The organism is Bradyrhizobium sp. Tv2a-2, from assembly GCF_000472425.1.
Lineage (GTDB): Bacteria > Pseudomonadota > Alphaproteobacteria > Rhizobiales > Xanthobacteraceae > Bradyrhizobium.
In genome coordinates this window covers 20,768-40,940 of sequence record NZ_AXAI01000005.1, presented here as the reverse complement: position 1 = coordinate 40,940, position 20,173 = coordinate 20,768, and the positions used below count along the sequence as shown (strand labels likewise).

General features: G+C 63.4%; 23 protein-coding genes and 1 tRNA gene. 11 read left to right on the top strand and 13 right to left on the bottom strand.

The features are described 5' to 3' along the window. Positions 1 to 265 precede the first annotated feature (265 nt). Positions 266 to 1,282 carry an MBL fold metallo-hydrolase gene (locus A3AI_RS0111465; RefSeq protein ID WP_084800891.1) on the bottom strand — a complete coding sequence of 339 codons (1,017 nt, stop codon included), beginning with the start codon at positions 1,280 to 1,282 and terminating at the stop codon, positions 266 to 268. A gap of 502 nt (positions 1,283 to 1,784) precedes the next feature. Next, complete coding sequence (locus A3AI_RS0111460; protein WP_198030102.1) at positions 1,785 to 2,195, bottom strand: cupin domain-containing protein; 411 nt, start codon at positions 2,193 to 2,195, stop codon at positions 1,785 to 1,787. Between the two features lie 165 nt (positions 2,196 to 2,360). Between A3AI_RS0111460 and A3AI_RS0111455 the strand changes: the two genes are divergently transcribed. The 5 genes from A3AI_RS0111455 (at position 2,361) to A3AI_RS0111435 (ending at position 7,249) form a co-directional block, all read left to right on the top strand. After that, the gene (locus A3AI_RS0111455) at positions 2,361 to 2,642 is read left to right on the top strand and encodes a hypothetical protein (RefSeq protein ID WP_024515705.1); all 282 of its coding nucleotides are present in this window, start codon (positions 2,361 to 2,363) and stop codon (positions 2,640 to 2,642) included. Between the two features lie 62 nt (positions 2,643 to 2,704). Then, the gene (locus tag A3AI_RS0111450; protein WP_024515704.1) at positions 2,705 to 3,850 is read left to right on the top strand and encodes a DUF2336 domain-containing protein; all 1,146 of its coding nucleotides are present in this window, start codon (positions 2,705 to 2,707) and stop codon (positions 3,848 to 3,850) included. Between the two features lie 41 nt (positions 3,851 to 3,891). Further along, positions 3,892 to 5,010 (top strand): aldo/keto reductase, encoded by a 1,119-nt coding sequence (locus tag A3AI_RS0111445; protein ID WP_156927733.1) that lies wholly within the window; start codon positions 3,892 to 3,894, stop codon positions 5,008 to 5,010. A gap of 281 nt (positions 5,011 to 5,291) precedes the next feature. Beyond that, positions 5,292 to 5,669 (top strand): response regulator, encoded by a 378-nt coding sequence (locus tag A3AI_RS0111440; RefSeq protein ID WP_502685742.1) that lies wholly within the window; start codon positions 5,292 to 5,294, stop codon positions 5,667 to 5,669. Positions 5,670 to 5,842: 173 nt separating this feature from the next. Then, positions 5,843 to 7,249, top strand: a complete 1,407-nt coding sequence (locus A3AI_RS0111435; RefSeq protein ID WP_024515701.1) for an amidase — start codon at positions 5,843 to 5,845, stop codon at positions 7,247 to 7,249. Positions 7,250 to 7,377: 128 nt separating this feature from the next. Here the strand turns inward: A3AI_RS0111435 and A3AI_RS0111430 are convergent. Beyond that, a tRNA-Leu gene (locus tag A3AI_RS0111430) sits at positions 7,378 to 7,462 on the bottom strand. A gap of 191 nt (positions 7,463 to 7,653) precedes the next feature. On the opposite strand from A3AI_RS0111430, the gene A3AI_RS0111425 reads away from it, so the two are divergent. After that, positions 7,654 to 8,172: a disulfide bond formation protein B gene (locus A3AI_RS0111425; protein ID WP_024515700.1), complete on the top strand. Its 519-nt coding sequence runs from the start codon at positions 7,654 to 7,656 to the stop codon at positions 8,170 to 8,172. Here A3AI_RS0111425 and A3AI_RS0111420 read toward each other — a convergent pair. Then, entirely contained in the window at positions 8,169 to 9,254 is a 1,086-nt protein-coding gene (locus A3AI_RS0111420) for an AbrB family transcriptional regulator (RefSeq protein WP_024515699.1), read from the bottom strand. The genes A3AI_RS0111425 and A3AI_RS0111420 overlap by 4 nt on opposite strands. Positions 9,255 to 9,435: 181 nt before the next feature. Beyond that, entirely contained in the window at positions 9,436 to 9,711 is a 276-nt protein-coding gene (locus A3AI_RS0111415; protein ID WP_024515698.1) for a PsiF family protein, read from the bottom strand. Between the two features lie 184 nt (positions 9,712 to 9,895). Here A3AI_RS0111415 and A3AI_RS0111410 point away from each other — a divergent pair, with 184 nt between their 5' ends. Continuing rightward, positions 9,896 to 10,366: a hypothetical protein gene (locus A3AI_RS0111410; RefSeq protein ID WP_024515697.1), complete on the top strand. Its 471-nt coding sequence runs from the start codon at positions 9,896 to 9,898 to the stop codon at positions 10,364 to 10,366. A 46-nt stretch (positions 10,367 to 10,412) separates the two neighbouring features. On the opposite strand, the gene A3AI_RS0111405 is transcribed toward A3AI_RS0111410, so the two are convergent. Continuing rightward, positions 10,413 to 10,967, bottom strand: a complete 555-nt coding sequence (locus A3AI_RS0111405; RefSeq protein WP_024515696.1) for a TetR/AcrR family transcriptional regulator — start codon at positions 10,965 to 10,967, stop codon at positions 10,413 to 10,415. Between the two features lie 127 nt (positions 10,968 to 11,094). Between A3AI_RS0111405 and A3AI_RS0111400 the strand changes: the two genes are divergently transcribed. The 3 genes from A3AI_RS0111400 to A3AI_RS0111390 all read left to right on the top strand — a co-directional run bounded on the left by A3AI_RS0111400 (position 11,095) and on the right by A3AI_RS0111390 (position 12,983). After that, on the top strand, positions 11,095 to 11,523 hold the full coding sequence (locus A3AI_RS0111400) for an acyl-CoA thioesterase (protein WP_024515695.1): 429 nt from the start codon (positions 11,095 to 11,097) through the stop codon (positions 11,521 to 11,523). Positions 11,524 to 11,531: 8 nt separating this feature from the next. Beyond that, a complete protein-coding gene (locus A3AI_RS0111395) occupies positions 11,532 to 11,969 on the top strand; it encodes a PaaI family thioesterase (protein WP_024515694.1) in 438 nt (145 codons plus the stop codon). Between the two features lie 351 nt (positions 11,970 to 12,320). Then, on the top strand, positions 12,321 to 12,983 hold the full coding sequence (locus A3AI_RS0111390; RefSeq protein ID WP_024515693.1) for a DsbA family protein: 663 nt from the start codon (positions 12,321 to 12,323) through the stop codon (positions 12,981 to 12,983). A 47-nt stretch (positions 12,984 to 13,030) separates the two neighbouring features. On the opposite strand, the gene A3AI_RS0111385 is transcribed toward A3AI_RS0111390, so the two are convergent. The 7 genes from A3AI_RS0111385 to A3AI_RS0111350 all read right to left on the bottom strand — a co-directional run bounded on the left by A3AI_RS0111385 (position 13,031) and on the right by A3AI_RS0111350 (position 18,928). Continuing rightward, a complete protein-coding gene (locus A3AI_RS0111385) occupies positions 13,031 to 13,237 on the bottom strand; it encodes a hypothetical protein (protein ID WP_024515692.1) in 207 nt (68 codons plus the stop codon). 76 nt (positions 13,238 to 13,313) lie between these two features. Beyond that, entirely contained in the window at positions 13,314 to 14,381 is a 1,068-nt protein-coding gene (locus A3AI_RS0111380; RefSeq protein WP_024515691.1) for an alpha/beta hydrolase, read from the bottom strand. A gap of 21 nt (positions 14,382 to 14,402) precedes the next feature. After that, the gene (locus A3AI_RS0111375) at positions 14,403 to 15,374 is read right to left on the bottom strand and encodes a S1C family serine protease (RefSeq protein ID WP_024515690.1); all 972 of its coding nucleotides are present in this window, start codon (positions 15,372 to 15,374) and stop codon (positions 14,403 to 14,405) included. A gap of 253 nt (positions 15,375 to 15,627) precedes the next feature. After that, on the bottom strand, positions 15,628 to 15,957 hold the full coding sequence (locus A3AI_RS0111365) for a hypothetical protein (RefSeq protein WP_245286870.1): 330 nt from the start codon (positions 15,955 to 15,957) through the stop codon (positions 15,628 to 15,630). Continuing rightward, complete coding sequence (locus A3AI_RS0111360) at positions 15,947 to 17,062, bottom strand: hypothetical protein (protein WP_024515687.1); 1,116 nt, start codon at positions 17,060 to 17,062, stop codon at positions 15,947 to 15,949. Before A3AI_RS0111360 ends, A3AI_RS0111365 begins: the two co-directional genes overlap by 11 nt. Beyond that, a complete protein-coding gene (locus tag A3AI_RS0111355) occupies positions 17,059 to 17,472 on the bottom strand; it encodes a DUF4383 domain-containing protein (protein WP_024515686.1) in 414 nt (137 codons plus the stop codon). Before A3AI_RS0111355 ends, A3AI_RS0111360 begins: the two co-directional genes overlap by 4 nt. Positions 17,473 to 17,482: 10 nt before the next feature. Beyond that, entirely contained in the window at positions 17,483 to 18,928 is a 1,446-nt protein-coding gene (locus A3AI_RS0111350; protein WP_024515685.1) for an FAD-binding oxidoreductase, read from the bottom strand. A gap of 294 nt (positions 18,929 to 19,222) precedes the next feature. Here A3AI_RS0111350 and A3AI_RS0111340 point away from each other — a divergent pair, with 294 nt between their 5' ends. Continuing rightward, positions 19,223 to 20,164, top strand: coding sequence for a dihydrodipicolinate synthase family protein (locus A3AI_RS0111340; protein WP_024515684.1), 942 nt, complete (start codon positions 19,223 to 19,225; stop codon positions 20,162 to 20,164). Positions 20,165 to 20,173: the final 9 nt, after the last annotated feature.

The window sequence follows — 20,173 nt, the reverse complement described above, 5'->3', positions numbered from 1 at the left end:
CCGCCCTTCTCACATCGTGAAACGCGCGTTTGTACGACCGCACAAATACCTTATTGCCCGGTCTCGTCGGGCAAATCAGCTCGCCTTCGATTCCAACTGATCCTGCTTGTCCAGTGCTCGCGCGAAAAATATCCTTCTTTCGCTTTATCGGAAATCATGCTATCCCATTCACGTTCCGCGCCGACACAAGGGGCGTATCGCGATCGTCACGAACGTGGAGCGGAATGCGGTGACCAACTCGGACATTGAGCGTCAAGAGCCAACGCTAGATTTCAAGCAAATCCCGTCCAGCAATAATCTCGCCGGAGAAAGCTTTGCGAGCTTCTTCCACAAACACCTGCTCGGGGACAGCTCCATTTCCCGGCACGAAATGAGTAAGAACCAGCGTTTTGACTCCTGCGGCTTGAGCCACTTCGCCCGCCTGTTCGACGGTAAGCGCATTGCCTGAGATGCTTCTGAGAAGGCTATCCGCGATGTCTTTGTCGTATCCCGCCTTTACGGCTCTTTGGAGCACTTCCTCTATTCCCGGAAGATACTGCGCCTCGCACACGAATACGTCCGCGCCTTTGGCGAGATTAATCAGAGCGTCAGTCTTTCGGGTATCTCCTGAAAAAACAACGGAGCGATCGGCAGTATCAAAGCGATATGACAGCGCCACCGGAAGCGGCGGGTGGTCGGCCAAGGCGCACGTGACTTTTACATTGTCATCCTGCATCACGATTCCGGCAGACATGATCTCATGCGGAACGAGCAGTTGCCTCGGATCATGCCGGCCTTCATCACGAATCCGAATGTCGATATCAAAGGCGTTAAGTTCAAAGAATTTTTTTGTCATTTCTGCCAGTGGCGGCGGCCCGTAGGAATTCACTTGGCCGTGCAGACCCGCGTACCAAGCAAGATAGAACAGATTTCCGTAGTCCAAATTGTGGTCCGAATGCTGATGCGTAATGAAGATGCTTTTCAACGCGCTGAGCCTAAGACCCGCTTGCACGATTTGTCGGGCAACGCCATTACCGCAATCAATGACATAAAGGGCCCCCCCGACTAAGACGGCGTTTGAAGGCGCAGCTCGCATAACCGTCAAGGGCGGCCCCCCAGTCGTGCCCAACAACACGATTTTCGTGCGGGCCGATTGTCCTGCGGCGAGGTTCGGCACAAGTGTCGGCAGAAGTGCTCCTGCCGCGATCTTTAATGTCTCTCGTCTGTTCGGACCGCCGTCGCGCTTCGACTTGTCAACCTGATTGTTCCGATCAGCGTTAAGTGAATGAATTGTTGCCGACATAACAAGGTGCCCCCGTAGTGGATGCCAGGTCGGAACGAAATTATTCTCGTACTGTAGATCGGCCGGAGCGTATTGCACAAGCCAATCAATTTGCAGGTGCACTAGCGATTGTGCGATGCGTGAGTCGCAACTGGCCCAAAGCGGCGGTCCCCGGATTGTGCGCTCTCGCGCCGCTGTTGAGGGTTAAGCAGACGTGAGCCCGAAGGCTCTCTTTGCACGATGGTGATGGTGTGCGCTCGGTTCGCATCGAGGTTGAAGCGCCGGCGCCGGGTCCTCTGGGGCGCGCGCGAAAAGCGGGGTACGCGCGACCGACCTGTATGAAGATATTTGCAGCAGGAAAATCGGTGGTTGCAGTTGCAGAGACGGTACGTCGTACTCAATGCCCGCTATGCCCCGATAGCGACCGAGTTCTGCATCGCCGCGAAATGACGGGCCAACAGCGGGGCCGCTACGACCAAAAAGCAGCCGTCAGCCGAGCCTACGTCGGTTTCTGACCAGTGCCTTAGTTTGTTGGCTTGAAGATGTCGGCGGTGACGAAGACAACGGCGTCGTTGCCGTCATTGCGGTGCCAATGAATTGTCGCGCCGGGCTCTCCCGTCACGTCACCGGCTTTAAAGGTCTGGGAGGTGCCGTCGTCTCGAATGACTGTGTCCGTTCCCTGCAAAAAATAGACAACCGCAGGCCGCTCCTTGTGATTATGCAGGCCAATATGACCGCCGGGCTCAATTGTGAGCACACGTAGCCTCAACTGGCGGCCGTCCATGCCGGCGAATTCAGGCCCAAGTTCGACCACCGCAGTCTTGCTGGTTGTGTATCCCTTGTTGTCCTTTGGAGCATCTGCGGCCTGCGACAAAGTGGTGCCGAAAGCAAATGAAGAGATTAAAAGCCCGTAAGCGACATTTCGTGACATCATGCCAGTACCCCTTCCTTCAATAAGCGGAGGATCGCGCCTTGCAGGATAAAACGTCAACAGCGGCGCTATGTCGCAATGACCGCTTCGCGTCATTCGCGGCCGGATTGGGCCAGCGGTAAGTTGCAACAGGAGCGAACACACGATGACTGAGACCGTCAGTAATGATTGTCCGCCCGTCGCCTCTCGGGCGCGATCCAGAAAGCCGCCACCGTCAGCGCGTCGGCACTGGCGGTGCACCTCGATTGCAGTCGGGCCTACATCTCTAAGCTCGAAGCGGAAGGCGTGATCCAGCGGCGAGGAGACGGCTTTCCGCTCGACCAGAGCCGCGTTGTTCGCGAGGACGACGACAGAGAGAAGCCCATTGTCAAAGATGTCTCGCCAAAATCCGCGCAATTTGACTCATCTCCGAGCCAGCGCGTGTTCATAATCTTCACCCGGGGCTGGTAGCTGAGATTGCCGCGTCCCCGCTGCTTCGCCTTGGGCGCGAAACTGTTGAAGAGACCAAACAAATGACAATGCTCAATTCCCTGATCCACGACGTGCAGGATGCCTCCATGTCCGGATCGACCAGGCGACAGCTCCGGGCGCTCACACGAATCACCGATCTGTTTCTGGCGGGCTCGGCGCGCTATTCCATGCGCCAGGTCGAGTTGTTCGACGAGGTGTTCAAGGTTCTGGTCGAGGCGATCGAATTGCAGACCCGCATCAAGCTCGCCCGCCGCTTCGCCGCCGACCCCGCCGCACCAGCCGTGCTGGTTCGCGCCATCGCGGCAAACGACGAGGTGGCCGTCGCCGCGCCGGTGCTCAGCCAATCTCCTGTCCTGACCGAGCCGGACCTGATCGCAAGCGCCGCCACCCAGGGCCAGGGACACCTGCTGGCGATTGCGCAGCGCGAAACGGTCAGTGCCGCGATCACCGACATCCTGATCGAGCGCGGCGAACAGCAGGTCGTGCGCGCGGTTGCGAAGAATGCAGGCGCGCAAATCTCCGACGACGGCTTTTCCGAGCTCGTGCTGCGCGCCGGCGCCGATGTCGATCTCGCGCTGCATGTCGGCACGCGGAGCGACATTCCGCGCCATCATTTCGTGAGGCTGCTGGAGACTGCCTCGGCCTCGGTGTGCAGCCGGATCGTCGCCGCCAATCCGAAGCTGGCCGAGGTCGTGCAGGAGACCGTCACCGATGTCGTCGACGACATCAATGGCGAGGTGCGCAGGCACTCGGCCGTGCATGCCAAGGCCAAATTCCGGGTCAAGCGGCTCAGCGAATGGAAGGATCTGCGCGAGGTCGATGTGCATGCCGGCGCGCGATCGCAGAATTTCGAGAAGACGGTGACGGCGCTCGCGGCCCTCGCCGGCTGTCGAATCGAGGTCGCCGAGCGCGCGGTGCTCAACGAGAATCCCGGCGCGGCGCAAATCATCGCCAAGGCCGCCGGCTGCTCCTGGGCGACGGCGAAGGCGCTGCTGTTGATGACGGTCGCCGAACGCAAGATGTCGAAAGCTGATCTGGAGCGGGCGCGCGCCAATTTCGAACAGCTGGAGCAGCGGACCGCCCGGCGCGTGATGGAATTCTATGAAGCTCGCCGCAACATGTTCGCCCATGCGAGTCCGACGATCACGGCCGGCGAGACCGCGAAGCTGGAAGCGATGATGGGTTGAGCACGGCCGTTGTCCTGAATCGTGCCAGTGATCCCTGATCGTTGCCGCTCGCGTCGCTTTGCTTTACAAGCGGCAAGCGCTCGAAGCGATTTTCGATAGTCCGTTCTCTCAACCTGCGGAACCCGTACGCCGTCCTTCAGCGTGCGGTCAGGGAGACAGCGATGCAATTGCGGGCTTTTGGACGCACTGGACTGCAGCTCTCGGCGCTGGGCTTCGGCTGCGGTGCCGTCGGTGGTTTGATGGTGCGAGGGGATGCTGCCGATCAGGAACGCACGGTTGCCCGGGCGATCGCTGCGGGCCTGAACTACTTCGACACCGCGGTACAGTACGGCAATGGCGAATCCGAAAGGAACCTTGGACGCATCCTGCAAAAGCTGAAGCCGGCGAACGTCGTCGTTGGCACCAAGGTCCGGTTGCAGCCCGGTGATGTCGGTCGTATTGCCGAAGCCGTCACCACCTCACTCGAAGGCAGCTTGGCGCGACTGCGGCTCGACCAGGTCGACATCTTCCATCTGCACAATCCGATCACCGAAAAGGGCGACGAGCAGGCGCTCGATGTCCGACAGGTGCTCCACGACGTGGTGCCAGTGTTTGAGCGGCTGCGCCAGCAGGGCAAGGTTCGCTTCCTGGGCCTCACGGCCATCGGCGAGACGGGGCCGCTGCATCGCGTGATCGATTCCGGCGCCTTCGAAAGTGCGCAGGTCGTCTACAACATGCTCAATCCATCCGCCGCCCAGGACTTGCCCGCGAACTATCCGGCCCAGGATTATGGGCGCTTGTTCGATCACACCAGCGCGGCCGGCGTCGGCGTCGTCGACATCCGTGTGCTGGCGGGCGGAGCGCTTTCCGGATCGGCCGAGCGTCATCCGATTGCAGGCCCGGCGCCCGAGCCGATCGGTTCGGCAGCAAGCTATGACGGAGATATCGATCGCGCGCGCCGTCTCATGCCGCTGGTTGAAGAGGGGTTTGCCGACAGCCTGACCGAGGCTGCCATCCGCTTCACCCTGTCGAACCCGGCGGTGAGCACCATCCTGGTTGGCATGGCGACGCCGCAGCAGTTCGACGGCGCGCTCGCCGCGGTCGAAAAAGGGCCGCTTGCCCAAGCCGCGATCGACCGCCTGTCGGCGTTGCAACAGGCGTTCATCGGTGAACCGCGCTGACGGATGCAGCGCACGGATCGGGACAGGTTCGCCCGGGAAAAGGCGCATCCGGAAACGCGGCCCCGCCCGCGCATCACCGAGGGGACGCCGGGTCCGGGGCGGGCAAGGGAAAATACGTGGGCCGGCCGCCAACTGCGCCAAATGAAGAGGGTTCCGGCTGCCTTCCCGTCAAATGGCCTGTCTGTTCACTTTTGAACATTTCCTTTGCTCGCGCGTTAGGCCTGCTTGGGAACCCTGACTGTTCCGTTGTGTCGAGTAGGGGCGGAAGCGCTGTGCCAGATGTGCCGATCGTTTTGCTCGTCGAAGATGACGAGCCGCTGCAGGACATCGTTCATGATGCGTTGGAGGAGGGGGGCTTCGACCTTCTGACGACCGCATCGGGCGATGAGGCCATGACGCTGCTGAGAAGCGGCGTCGTGAAGTATTCGGCGCTCGTGACCGACATCAATCTCAAGGGCGGCACCAGTGGCTGGGGAATCGCCCGGCAGGCAAGAGAGATCGATCCGACAATGCCGGTCGTCTACATGACTGGAGCCGCGGCCGACGAATGGTCGTCGCAGGGTGTGCCGAACAGCATCCTTCTGCAAAAGCCGTTTGCTCCGGCGCAGCTCGTCACGGCGGTGGCGCAGCTTCTCAACAAGGGCAGCCCGGCGACGTGATCGCTCGGGCTATCCGAAAGATGCATGAGCGGCTCCTCGACAGCGCGCCTTGACTCCATCCTGTCCACGATCTGAACTGCCGCGATGAGTCCGAAGGTCAGGGCTTCGTCGCGCAGCACGCGTACCGCGTGGAATGGCGCCTCGTCCGCCTGCAGTGAATAAATGGAAGTGAAATGAACGACGTCAGCCGTGCCGGCACCGATCCCTCCCTGCTTTCGGCCTCTGATCTCGCGCAGGACATCGCCGCCAAAAGATTGTCGCCCGTCGATGTCGTCGATACGCTGCTTGCACGCATCGAGAGGCTTGAGCCGAAGCTGCATGCCTATGTCGAGGTTTACGGCGCAAGCGCGCGCCTCGCCGCGGAGGCCGCGCACAAGGCGATCAGGTCCGGGCATGCGGTCGGGCCGCTGCATGGCGTTCCCGTCGCGCTCAAGGATCTGATTGAACTCGAGGGGCAGATCACCACCGGCGGCTCCGCCAATTGGCGCCAGCGTCGCTCGGTCGAGACCGCGACCATCGCCCGCCGCATGATTGCCGCGGGCATAATCGTGCTCGGCAAGACCCACACAGTCGAATTCGCCTATGGCGGCTGGGGCACCAACCAGCACATGGGCACACCATGGAATCCATGGGACACGGAGACGGCACGAACCCCGGGTGGTTCGAGCAGCGGATCGGGCGTTGCGGTGGCCGCGCGCATGGCGCCCTGGGCGATCGGCACCGACACCGGCGGCTCGGTTCGGCTGCCATCGTCCTTCTGCGGGTTGACCGGGCTCAAGGTGACGATCGGGCGTATCAGCACCCATGGCATTCTCCCACTCAGCCAGACGCTCGACACGCCGGGGCCGATGGCCCGCTCGGTAGAGGATGCGGCCTTGCTGTACAACCTGCTGCAGGGACCTGATCCCAAGGATCCGAACACCCGCGGCATCCTGCCTGATGATCCGATGCCGACGCTCAAGCGCGGCGTGCGCGGTCTTCGCCTGGGCCGCATGCCGGCGGCCGAGCGCGAGGGTGTTGCCGCCGATGTGCTGGAAGCCTACGACCGCTCGCTCGACATATTGAGTCGGCTCGGCGCCGAGATCGTCGACATCGCGCTTCCGTTCCGCTTCGTGGACTGCCTCAACGTGCTGGCGCTGGTGCAGGCGGAGGCCTATTTCAACGCCGGCCATCTGGCGGAGGATGCGACGACACAGCTCGACGACGCGGTGCGCCGGCGTCTGCTCGGTGGAGCGCGCGTGTCGGCGCAGGATTATCTCGCCGCCCGCAAAGTGCTCGCCGATCTCAAGCGGAAGATGTATTGGGCGCTCGATGGCATCGATGCGCTGCTCACGCCGACGACGGAGACCGCGGCTCTGAGGCTGACGGAGGTGGACCAGGACAAGCTGCCGTCGCGCTTCACCCGCCCCGGCAATCTGCTGGAAATGTGCGCATTGGCGCTGCCCAATGGTGCCACGGCGGCGGGGTTGCCGCTGTCGCTCCAGATCGTGTGCCGCGGCTATGAAGAGGCCATGGCGCTACGCATCGGCCACGCCTATCAGCAGGCCACCGAGTGGCATTTGCGCGCGCCACCGGTGTGACAGCGGCTTCAGGAATTGGGAGATGGTGTCGCTTCGCCGCTCGATGTCGCCCGGTTTCGCCAAGAGGCTTCGCCAGACACGTTCCCTCATCGCGGCTGTGCGCGGCCGCGCCCCGCGAGGGCGAAGCGTGGTGCCCCTGGCCGGAATCGAACCAGCACTCCTTGCGGAACTCGATTTTGAGTCGAGCGCGTCTACCAGTTCCGCCACAGGGGCCTTCGGCGGGGACATTGGGCAAGAGCGCCGGTTCCCCCGCGAAGCGGGCGGACTATAGCCAGCGGTCCGGCCGGGTCAACCCGGTCAACCCGCACTGATGTGATTACACATCGGCTCGACAGCGATCGGTGCGGGGGGTACGACCCGGAACGGTCATTCCTGAGGGGGAGGCGAAGGTGACATCCACGGCCATGCCGTCGCAGGCACGATCTGAGGCAAATGCCACGCTGACCGCGGCCCTTCTGGTGTTGGTGGTCGCGAGTGCGACCATTGCCGGGGCCTGGTTCTTCCAACTGGTGCTGGACATCCTGCCCTGCCCGATGTGTCTGGAGCAGCGCTACGCGTATTACACGATCATCCCGCTGTCGGCGCTGGTCGCACTGGGGGCGGCCACGGGCGCGCCGCGGCCGCTTCTGATCGCTGGGCTCATTGTCATCGCGCTGATCGCGGCCGGCAATTCGGTGTTCGGCGTCTACCACGCCGGCGTCGAATGGAAGTTCTGGCAGGGGCCGACCGATTGCACGGGACCGCTGGTCGATTTTGGCAAGGCGGGCAGCCTGCTGGACCAGCTCGACAAGGTGAAGGTGATTCGCTGCGACGAGGTGCAGTGGCGCTTTCTGGGTATCTCGCTCGCCGGCTACAACGCGCTGATCTCGGCCCTGATGGCCGCCATCGCCGGTTGGGGCGTGGTGAGGTCGGCCAAGGGTTAGTCGTCCACATCTTCCTGCGGCCGTCCGAACAGGTGGACGATGCCGGGGGTGGCGATGGTGACAAATACGAAACGCGACAAATGATGCGCGCCGACGAAGATCGGGTCGATGTGCAAGGTGAGCGCCAGCGCCAGCATGGCGTCCATTGCGCCCGGCGCAAAAGCGACCATCAGGTCGCCCGGGCGGACATGCGTGGTCAGCACGATCAGCCCGACGAAAACGGCCGAGACCAGGATCGCGACCGCGAACGACCCGAGGGCCGCATTGATGTGGCCGAGCAGCGTCTTCATCTTCATCCGCGCAAAGCGGCTGCCGATCACCGCGCCGATACCGACCAGAGCCACGGAGCGCACCCAGATCGGCAGGCCGCCCTGGACGAGATCGGTGCCATGCAGCACGCCCGAGGCGATCATGGCGCCGAACATCCAGCTTGCCGGAAATCTCAAGAGACGGAAGATCAGCGCCAGCGCCAGCGAAGCGGCGCCCAGCGCCAATAATTCCAGCGGTGAGGCTGGGGTGGCGAGCAATGCGGCCGATGAGGCAGTCGCCGTACCGGTCAGCGCCAGCAGCATTGGCAGCGCAGCGGTGAGGATGATGACGCGCATGGTCTGCACCACCGCGATCGCCGGCAGATCGGCGCCGCGCTCGACCGCCAGAATGGTGATCTGTGACAGCGCGCCGGGGCTGCCGGCCAGGAAGGCCGAGGTGCGGTCCCAGTTATGGACGCGCTGCAGATAGAGGCTGGAGCCGAAGGTCGAGCAGAAGGTCGCGAGTGCCAGCAGCGCAATGGTCACCGGATAGGCGCCGACATGCTGGATCAGCTGCCGCGACACCACGGAGCCTAAGGAAATGCCGAGCAGCACCAAAAGCGTCTGGGTGACATGCGGCGGTAGGCTCAGGGGGCGACCGGCAAGCGCGGCTGCGGCAACCGCGATCATCGCGCCGGAGATCAGACCGCCCGGCAGGTTTGCCCACAGAAACAGCAAGCCGCCCGCCGCCCCGATCGCAAGCGTCTCCACCGCACTCAGGAGTTTGGCACGGTCAGGCACGACAAGATTGAGGGATGCAGCGAATTGCCTCACGCTGCCTTATGGCAAATCCGGCTGCGACCGACAATTGCGCCAACGCAGTGCAGCAATGCGACAAGGCTCCCCGGGTGAGCCCCGGGAAGCGGTATCACGCGCGATACGCGAGACGAGGCGGGCTGACGATGTCACCCCGTCTCATCCAGGAGATCACTTGGTCGAGATCACTTGGTCGAGATCACTTGGTCGCGCCAGCCCCGCCGGCCTTGGCACTCTTGATGCACTCTGAGCGGAATTTCTTGCGCTCCTTGCCATGCAAGCCCTTGGCGTCGGCTTGCTTCGAGCATTCGATCGATTCCGGGCTGTGCGCCTTGGTCGCCTTCTTGTCGGCGGCGGCGGCCGGAGCCGCGGTGTCGGACTTGGCGGCGGGCGCCGTGGTGCTCTGGGCGAGCACCGGGCCTGCGAGCAGCAGGGACGAGACGGCGGCGGCGGCAAACAGCGAAGAGAGCTTCATGGGTTGGCACCTGTGGAAAGGGAGAAACAGCCGCAAGCTCGCGCTGTCATGATGAACCGTAGATGAATGAGCGAGGGGCCAGCGCCACTATATTTTGCAAGCTCTGATTGTTCGCTCCTTTGTCATCTGCATTGGCTAACGATAGGATGTCGACCCCTTTCAGCCAGTTGCAGGGAGACTAGAGATGACATTTCAAGCGAGATTGATGTGCGCGATTGCGGGTGCGAGCTTGGCGGCGCTGGCGGCCAGCGCGCCAGCGCAGGCGCTGACCATGCAGGAATGCAGCGCGAAATATAAGGCCGCCAAGGAGGCCGGCACACTGAATGGCGAGAAGTGGAATGACTTCCGCAAGGCTCAGTGCGGCGCGGATGCGACGAATGCAGCTGCGCCCGCCGCGGCACCGGCTCCCGCAGCGCCCAAGGAAGCCAAGGCGGCGCCCTCAGCGGCTCCCGCGCTGCCCTCTGGTCCCGCGGTCTTCCCGAACGCGATCGACCCGAAATACGCCAAGGAAAGCGCGGGCAAGGGCCGCATGCATACTTGCGTCGACCAGTACAACGCCAACAAGACGACTAATGGCAATGGTGGCCTGAAGTGGATCGAGAAGGGCGGCGGATATTACTCCGAGTGCAATAAGCGCCTGAAAGGCGCTGCCTGATTCCCGATGAAGCGCGCGGTCAGATGTTCCGGCATCCGGCCGCAGCCTAACCCTCGTCAAGCAGTTTTTCGGCCGACTTCGCGATGAGTTGCGCGCGCCGGCGCTGGCCGCGATCGAGAAACAGCAGGCTCTGGCCGAACACGAAGCAATAGAACAGGAAGGCCTTGGCTTCGGCAGCCTCCGCCGTAAGTCCGTTCGCCCGATAGAGTTGGGCGACGTTCTTGAGCCGCGCAGTATCGACGCTTGCGACCGCTGCCGCCGCGGTGTCATCGGCGCGGGCCCATTGGCGGATTGCAAGCTCGATCGCCATTCCCTCGGTGTTCATTCGCTCCGAATAGAGCCGGATCAGTGATGCAAGGCGCTCGCGCGCGGTGGCGCCGGAAAGGCTCGCCTGCTGCTCGATTGCGGCGATCCGCCCCTCACGCCAGACCTCCAGCATCGCGCCCAGCAGCGCCGCGCGATCCCGAAAGCGCCGGTAGAAGCCGCCTTTGGTGACGCCGAGAGCCTTGGCCAGCACCTCGACCCGCACGCCTGCGATGCCGCTGCGTGCGAGCTCGGCAAAGCCGGCTTCGATCCAGACATCGCCCCCGCCGCCCGTCATGTCCATCGTCTCACTGCCTCTTGATACGGTGCCGTATTGCTAGCGCGCCACCGCTCTGATACGCTACCGTATCAAAACGAATGAGCAGGAAATCGGAACAGGAAACCGAACAGGAGGGCGGCACGTCATGAGGGAGGCGACCTATCGCGGCACGGTTTATCCGTGGCAATGCGACCATGTCGGCCACATGAACATCATGTGGTATGTCGGCAAATTCGACGAGGCCAACTGGAATCTGTTCGCGCGCATCGGACTGACGCCAACCTATTTGCGTGAGGCCAATCGCGGCATGGCCGCGGTGCAGCAGAACATCTCTTACAAGCGCGAGCTGCTCGCCGGCGACATCGTCGAGATCCGCAGCACGCTCCTGGAGCTGCGCGAAAAATCCATCCGCTTCGTCCATGAGATGCGCAATGCCGAGACCGGCGAGGTCGCGGCCGTTTGCGAGATCACGGGCGTGCATATGGACCGCCAGGCCCGCAAGGCGATCCCGTTCGCGGAGGCGATCCGCCACGCGGCGTCGCGCGAGCTCGCCGCCGAGCCGGCGACCGCGTGAGGCGCGCTGTGGCACGCTTCGAGCCGAAGGACCCCGATTTTCGCCGCCGCGCGGCCGCGCTGTTCGATGCGCAGCCCGCCATGCGGACGCTCGGCATTTCGCTTGTCCGGCTCGATCCGGGCGAGGTTGAACTCGCAATGCCCCACGCCACGGCCTTTACCCAGCAGAATGGCTTTGTCCATGCCGGCATCATCACCGCCGGCCTCGACAACGCCTGCGGCGTTGCGGCGTTCTCGCTGATGCCTGCGGACTGCGATATCCTGACGGTGGAGTTCAAGACCAACCTCATCGCGCCGGCCAGGGGCGAGCGGTTCCTGTTCCGGGCGCAGGTGATAAAGCCCGGGCGGACGTTGACGGTATGCGAGGCCCGCGCGGTGGCAGCGCACGACGAGACCGTGATCGCGACCATGACCGGAACGCTGATGGCGATCACGCACAGGGCGTGAAGACGCCGCTGCCCGCCCGCAAATCCACCCGATGATGCACCGCTGCTGGCTGGCGATCATGCGGCCGCTGGGCTAGGGTCGTCGCGTGCACACGAGTCTTTCCTCTTGATCCTCTCCGCGTTGCAAAGCGCGCTCGGACTTGTATGCGGAGCGTTGGTCGGATTTTCGTTAGGGCTGGTCGGCGGCGGCGGGTCCATCCTCGCGGTGCCGCAGATGGTCTATGTGGTCGGCAGGCGCTCAACACGGTTTTTGCCGCTGTCATTATCGCCGTGGCGTTCTATATGTTGGCAAGAAACTTGTGGCCGTCCTGACGCGTCGAATCTCGAGGGTCAGGCCGAACGGGGCGAGACAATGGATAAGTGTGATGATGATTCCGCGGCGGCGCTGAACCGGCGCAGCGTGCTGGGCCTTTTGGGCGCCGGTGCCGCGACGCTGGGCGCGCTGGCGGCTCCGGCCTATGCGCAGCGCCGCGGCGAGCCGAGCGAGGCAGCAGTGTTGCGCGATCCCGAGGTGCCTGTCAGCGGCAACGCGGATGGCGATGTCACGATTGTCGAATGGTTCGACTACCAGTGCCCCTATTGCCGCAAGCTCGAACCGGAGTTGCGCCAGGTGGCGCATGACGACGGCAAGGTGCGCCTGGTGTGGAAGGACTGGCCGATCCTGGGGCCGGTCTCCGTTCTCGCCGCGCGCATGGCGCTCGCTGCCAAGTATCAGGGCAAATATGCCGAGGCCCACGACGCCATGCTGGCGCTCAACTCCAGGCTGACGGAAGCCAAGATCGATGAGGCGTTGGCGGCGGCCGGCGTTGATGTCGATCGCGCCAAGCGCGATCTCGGCGCCAATGACAAGGCGATCAATGCGATTCTCGCCCGCAACAACGAGCAGGCCGAGGGGCTCGCCTTCAAGGGTACGCCGTCATTCATTGTTGGGAAATTCCGCGTGCCCGGCGCGCTGACCATGGACGAATTCGGACAAGTCATCGCCGATGCGCGCAAGGCCAAGTCAGCAAATTGAGTCAGCGAATTAGGTCGGCCGCCCAGGGCAGCGTATTCGCGCCCTCGCTATCGCGAGGAGATCCGCGTCCAGTCCTCATGCGCGCGCGTCTTCAGTGCGTGCCAGTCGGTGGCAACCACGTCCCAGTTCACGATAGTCCGGTTGGCCTCCGCCACCCCGCCATTGGCCACGCTCGAGGTCTGCATGGAGTCATAGACATAGACGCCGCATGCCAACAGCACGGCGCCCAAAATCATTCCGAAAACGGTCTGCATGGACAATCCTCCGGTGACGGCCAATAACGTGGTCGGCGCCTGATGGTTCCGCGGCCTGTTCCATGTATAGGATCACCTATCCGTTCACCCAGCGCAAAATCTCGGCATTGATCTCGCGCGGGTAGCAGTGGCTGAGGTCGTCGATTTCGCGATAGGTGACATTGGCGCCGGCGGCTGTAAGCGTGTCGCTGGTGTGGCGGGCAACTTCCACCGGAAACATCCAGTCGAGCTTGCCGTGCGTGATGTGGATCGGCAAGCCGCGCATGCGCTCCGCGTCGGCCATCGCTGCCATCAGGGGATGGAAGGTGGCGGAGACGGGGGCGAGATGGGTGAAGGGTGAGGCGCGCTCGAGCCCCGTGACGTAGCAGAAGGTGCCGCCATCGCTCATGCCGGTGAGCAGGAGCCTTGTGGAATCGATGTTCCAGCGGCTACGCACCGTCTCCAGGATGCGCGACAGATTTGGCGTGTCTGCATCGTCGCCCATCAGAGCCCAGGTCTGGGCCATTGCAGTCGGCGCAACCAGAATCGCGCCAAGGCTGCGCGCATCGCGAAGCCAGCTCCAGAGAAAGCCGCGACCGTTGCCGCTGCCACCGTGTAGTGCCATCACCAAAGGCCACGCGCGATCCTGCACATAATATTCCGGCACATAGACCGAAAAGCCGCCGCGGCTGCCGTGCTCATTGCGGTCGTGGAAGATGCCGCTGTTCGCGGCCGCGGAGTCCGCGAGGCGAGAGGCAAGTGCGGCATCATCGCGCAAGGCGGGATCGAGGAAGAACGTGCTCACCGGCGGGAATTTGGCCGCCAGTGGATAGAGCGCCTCCTCGGCGCGCGGCAGATAGCGCACTGCGCGAAATACCGCGGTGATATCGCCGCCGCCGTGTTGCACGGCGCGCAGACCCGTGAAAGCCGAAAGTGCCGCATCGCCGGCGGTTTCAATTGCCGCGCGCACGTCGGCAAATTGCGGCGGCCATTCGCTCAATCGCGAGCGCGCGGCAGATAGCGTATCCTCCGGCGAGCCGATAGCCGTCATCACGCCGTCGAAATCGGCCGGATTGAGATGACGCGCGACAAAGATGAGCGCTTGCAGCGAGTCCAGCAAAGGCGGCAGCACGGCCACGATGTCGTCGACCACGGCCTCGCTCATTGTCCCGTCCTGCTGTTGAATTCAGTGAAGCCGCGGCGCCTTGAGCAGCCTCGTGCGGTCGATCGAGGCGAGCACCACGTCGAAGGTGACGCCTTCATGGTGCACGGTGAGCGGCACGTCGACGCCGGCATTTCCGAGCGACCAGAGCTTGCGATAGAATGCACTCTGGCTCGTGACTCGCTCGCCGTCCACGGCGAGGATGACGTCGCCGGCCTTCAGCTCCGCGCGGGCCGCCGGACCGTTATTCGAGATGCCGATGACGACGACCTTGTTGTCGATCTCGGTCGAATAAAGGCCGAGCCAGGGCCGCGCCGGCCGAGTGACGCGGCCGAACTTGCGAAGATCGTCCAGCACCGGCTTGAGCAGGTCGATCGGCACGATCATGTTGACGTGCTCGGCCTTGCCCTCGCGCTCGCGCTCGAGCTGCAGCGAGCCGATGCCGATCAACTCGCCGGCCGCCGAGATCAGGCCAGTGCCGCCCCAGTTCGGATGCGCCGGATAGGTAAAGACGGCTTCGTCGAGCAGATATTCCCAGTAGCCGGCGAACTCCTGCTTGGCGATGATCTGGCTCGCCAGTGAACGCGTGCGGCCTCCGGCGCCGCCGACCACGACGCGATCGCCGACCCGGGTTGTGGCCGAGGTGCCGAGCGGCAATGGATCGAGATCGAGCGACCCCAGCGCCTGCACCAGGCCGAATCCGGTAACGGCGTCGAAGCCGAGCGCATGCCCTTCCACCACCCGCCCGTCGCCCCGGTGCAGCCAGACCGCTTCGGCCTCGGTGATCAGATAGCCTATGGTCAGCACCAGCCCGTCATCGATCACGACGCCATTGCCGGCGCGCTCGGTGCCCAGCGTTTCCGCGCTCGACGCATCAGGTGGAATCAGGGAGTGCAGGCCGACGATCGATGACAGCACGTGATCGAGATCGAAGGTGTAGTCGCCGGCGTGCGGCTGATACGCGGGCGGCACTCTCCATTCGGTCAAAGAGGGCATCGCGGCTCTCCTGTTCAATCGGCGTCGATGTCGCGCTGATGGACGGCCGGACTTCGGCAAAGCCGGCCTCGGCAACGGCCGAAGCGGCACGTAACTTTACCACCAATGACGGCGCGCGCGCCAGAGCGCGATCGATTTTCTTCGAAACGTCGCCTTGCTCTGTGGTCTTGTTTGGACATCGTTCGGCCACGCCGGGCAACAATGAAAATTTCTTCCGCAAGGCGGATTGCGGCAACGCGCGATGCCGGTTCGGTTAGCCTCGACCGCAGCCTCGCGCGATGATCGGCCAGACGAACCATGCGCCGGCGGCATAGAGGCTCTTTACCGTACCGGGCCCGGTCCGGGCGGCGACGGTGAAGCGGCCGGCATTGAGCAGATAGCCGTTAGACCAGACGACGGCCGGGATCATCTTTGCAGGCGGTCCAAAACCTATCACTGCGTCGGGCTGCACCAGCGTCGCCGCAGCGCCCATGCCGAGAAACCAGATCGCGACGACCGCAAGCAGCCCGCTAAGCGGAAGCCGGCCGACCGGCATGATTTTAATAGATATGACCCTCGCCGATCTGGTTCTCTCAATAGTCATAGGCATGCTCGAATTTGTATCCCGCCGCCTCGATCCGATGGACATCTTTTACCAAAGTGCGCACCGGGGTGTCGACGCCGACGCGGCGTCGGCCTGGCGAGGCCTGTATCTTCAGGTTGAAGATGGGAACGCCGCCGGACGCCGTCAATTCAGTGGTCACATTGCCGTCCTCTCCGGGAACAATCACCGTGATCAGGATGCGATGACTGCCCGCGATCTCGAGCAGCGCGGCGCCTGAATGTTGTGTCAGTTCCCGGACAAAGGCATCGAAGGCGGCATAGCGCGCGGTCTCGACCAGCACGCCGCGTTCTCCATTGGCGCCCACGACCTCGCGGATCACCTTGACGCCGCCGATACCCTGCAATTCGGCCGGTGACAGACCGCCGACCACGCTCTTGATGGTGAGATCCGCCGGATCGTAGCCGGCAATGAAGCGCATCAGCGCGGCATAGCCGGCGCGTCCGCCATATTGCAGGCTGAGCGAGCCGCGCCGTTCCACCGCGCGGACCGAGGGAACGAACGGTGTCTCGCGCCAGAACTGCTTGAGCCTGGCGCCGAAGGGGAATTGATACCACGGCGTCTGGTAGAGGAACGCACCATATTCCTTCCAGAGCGCCGCATTGAACGCATCCTCCGCAGTCTTGCGTCCCCCGGTGGTCCATTCGCTCAAAGCGCCGATGCTCCGGTCATAGGCGCCCTGCAGCGCCATTTCGAGGGTGAAGCTGAAGCCGATGATGTAATTGGTCGCCTTCTGATCGGCGGTCGCGGGTCCCGAGGTCGAGGCCTGCCGCGTCGCGCCGCACAGGCTGCTCCAGAAGCCGCGGACGCTGGCGAGATAATCGAAATCTGATTCCGAAGCCCGCTCCGTTACGCCCGCGAGATCATTATAGGCGTGGACGATGTACCATTCGGGGAAGGTGAGGAAGCTGTCGCCCTGCTGGCGGGCATAGCCTTCGTCGGTGATTCCAAAATCCGACGTGATCTTTGGCGTGGGTCCATCGGCGACGCAGAATGTTTCTACGCTAACGATGGTCGCCCCAATTCCAATCGCCCCAAGCACGGCGAGCGCCACGGCTGCATAGAGCGCCTTGCGCCAAAAGCTCATACCGTCACGCTGCTTGTGCGCCAGGGCGAGAAGCCGACGGCGATGCCGAAGGCCCCGAGGCCGAGATGCGGCACGCTGGAGAGGAATTTTATCGTCGGGGAGACGTTGCGGATGCCGTCGATGAAGATGGAGAGGTCGAGATAGCCGGACCCCGTGAACACGCCCATCACGCCATCGAGAAAATACAGCGTGCCGAACACGCGCAGGAAGAAGATGGCGCTGCGACGACTCAAAGCGCTGGCGAGCGCCCACAATCCTGACACGACATGGAGCGCATCCTTGTAGATGTCGAGATGGAACAGGCCGAATACGCGGCCTTCCGAATCGATGAAGGCCGGAATGTAGTCGGTTGCGGCGGCAAACAGCAGCGCTGCTCCCAGCAGCAGGGCTCCGATGCGATAGCGGTCCATCCTTGTCCCTTCATGCGAAATAGGTGTCCCACATCGCGTTGCGGAACAGGAGGTTGGGATCGTAACGCCGTTTGGCAGCGGCAAATGCGGCGGCCGCCGGATAGGCCTTCTCCACCTGGTCGCGGCGGGCGTGCAGACGATAGGGCAGATAGAAGGCGCCGCCGATGGCCGTGACGCGATCGATCAGCGCTTCGGTCAGCTGCATCATGTCGATCTCGCCTTCGGGCGAGGTCTCCTGCGAGAACGACATCACCGCAGCGATGCGGCGGACCGGCGCAATCGTCAGCACGGGGGTGTGGTCCTCGGCGACATAGCGCAGCGTGACGTTCAGGAACTCAGCGCGCGATTTGGGGATGATGTCACGGCACGCCGCGACGAATTCGCCGAAGCGCTCGGGTGCGACAAAATACTCGTGCAGGATATCGGTGCGCCGCAAATCATTTTGCGCGAGGTTGGAGACCGGCTCGGCCATCAGCGAGTTGCGCGTCGCATGGCTGCCGGTGATCGCGGGCCCGATGCGCGATTCCATGAACCAGCGCAGCCCCTTTGCGACTTCCCATCCCGTTTGCGCGCGGTAGATGTCGTTCTGAAAGCCCGTCAATTTTCCCGCGCTTGCGACCGGCGGCAGCGTCGCCGGCGGGTTTGTGACCGGCCGGTAGGTCACCATCAGCGCGTCATCGAAGAAAGTCTTGCGCGAGACCGACATGCGGCCATAGGCCATGGCGAGCGAGGTATCCGTGTCGATCGCGTGGGTGAAGGCGTCTGCGAATTTCTCCGGTATCATCCGCTCGAAGCGGGGCTCGAGCAGAACGTTCGGCGTCATCTCGACATCGAGATCGACGATGATGCCGAACAGGCCATAGCCGCCCATGGCAAGCGAGAACAGTTCGGCGTTCTCGGTGCGCGAGCACTGCACAAGCGTGCCATCGGCCAGCACCATGCGGATCGCCCTCACCGTCGAGCCGAACGGGCCATGCGGCACCGGCCAGCCATGGGCGTTGACGCAGAAGGTGCTGCCTACGCCGAAATCGCTATTGGACTGCATCACCGCAGGCGAGAAGCCGCGCGGATCGAGGATGCGGATCACGTCCCACCAGCGATTTGCCGCCGAGGTGCGATAGGTCTTGGCAGCGGTGTCCATCTCCAGCGGGCCGCCGTCGAGCGAGATCGCGGTGCCGTCGCGCGGCAGGCTCTGGCCGCCCATCGAGTGCCGCGCGACCGACGCCGCGGCCGGACGATGCTCAGCGGCTGCCTCCTTCAGCTCGGCGCGGATGCGCGCGATCAGGTCGTTGGTCTCCGCCTTCGCGATCGTGACATGCTTGGCGACGGGGGTCGGGCTGAGGCGGCTCGCGTCGTTCAGGATGATGCGTTGGGTGGCGCGCGCCCGCGGGGCGCCCCAGAAGGGTATCGTCGCCGCCGCCGGCAGGATGCGCAGGAAATCTCTTCGCGTCGTCATCGGAACGGGATTCCTCGTGAAATCGTGCCGCATTTTAAAAGCGGGAGGTCCGCGCCGGAAGCAAAGCGTGGGCCTTTCCCACAAATGAGGTTTAGGGATCGATAAGATGGCATCGGAATTACGAAAAGACTGCGCCTGCTTCCGTCCACTGTGCTTCGTCGATGTGAAGCCGGATGAAGTTCATCGATCGATGGTCTTCCGGTTGCCGCGCCATTACGGCGCTGCCATAGTGGCGGCAATGGTGGCGGTCTCGCGCCGCCAAGATCACTCGGGGAAACGTTCAAGGAAACGCCCATGTCAGCTGCTGCCTCAAATCCGTCCGTCCGGCCCTACCGTGGCGTCTTCCCGGTCGCACCGACCATTTTCGACGACCGCGGGGAACTGGATCTCGACGGGCAGCGCCGCTGCGTCGACTTCATGATCGATGCCGGCTCGCACGGCATCTGCATCCTCGCCAATTTCTCCGAGCAGTTTGTGCTGACCGATGCCGAGCGCGATACGGTGATGCATGCAGTGCTGGAACATGTGGCGGGGAGGGTTCCGGTCATCGTCACCACCAGTCATTTCTCCTCAGCGGTCTGCGCCGCCCGCAGCCGCGAGGCCCAACAGGCAGGTGCCGCCATGGTCATGGTGATGCCGCCCTATCATGGCGCCACGTTCCGGGTCGACGATAAGGCGGTCTACGAGTTCTTCCAGGTGCTGTCGAAGGCGATCCAGATCCCGATCATGATCCAGGATGCGCCGGTCGCGGGCACGCCGCTGTCGGTCGCGCTGTTGGCGCGGCTGGCCAAGGAATTCGCCAACATCCGCTATTTCAAGGTCGAGGTGCCGATGGCGGCAGCCAAGCTGCGCGGCCTGATCGAGGCGGGCGGTAGCGCCATCGAAGGCCCGTGGGACGGCGAGGAGGCGATCACGCTGATGGCCGATCTCGATGCGGGCGCGACCGGCGCAATGACCGGCGGCGGCTATCCCGACGGCATCCGCCAGATCATCGATCCCTATTTCGCGGGGCGCCGCGATGAGGCGAAGGCCGCCTATGCCCGTTGGCTGCCGTTGATCAATTACGAGAACCGCCAATGTGGCCTGCGCGCGGCCAAGACGCTGATGCAGGCCGGCGGCGTGATACGGTCGGATGCGGTGCGCCATCCGCTGCAGCCACTGCCGGCTCCGACGCGCGCGGGGCTATTGGAGCTTGCGAAGGATCTCGATGCGCTGGCACTGCGATGGGGAAGATGAGCAGAGCGA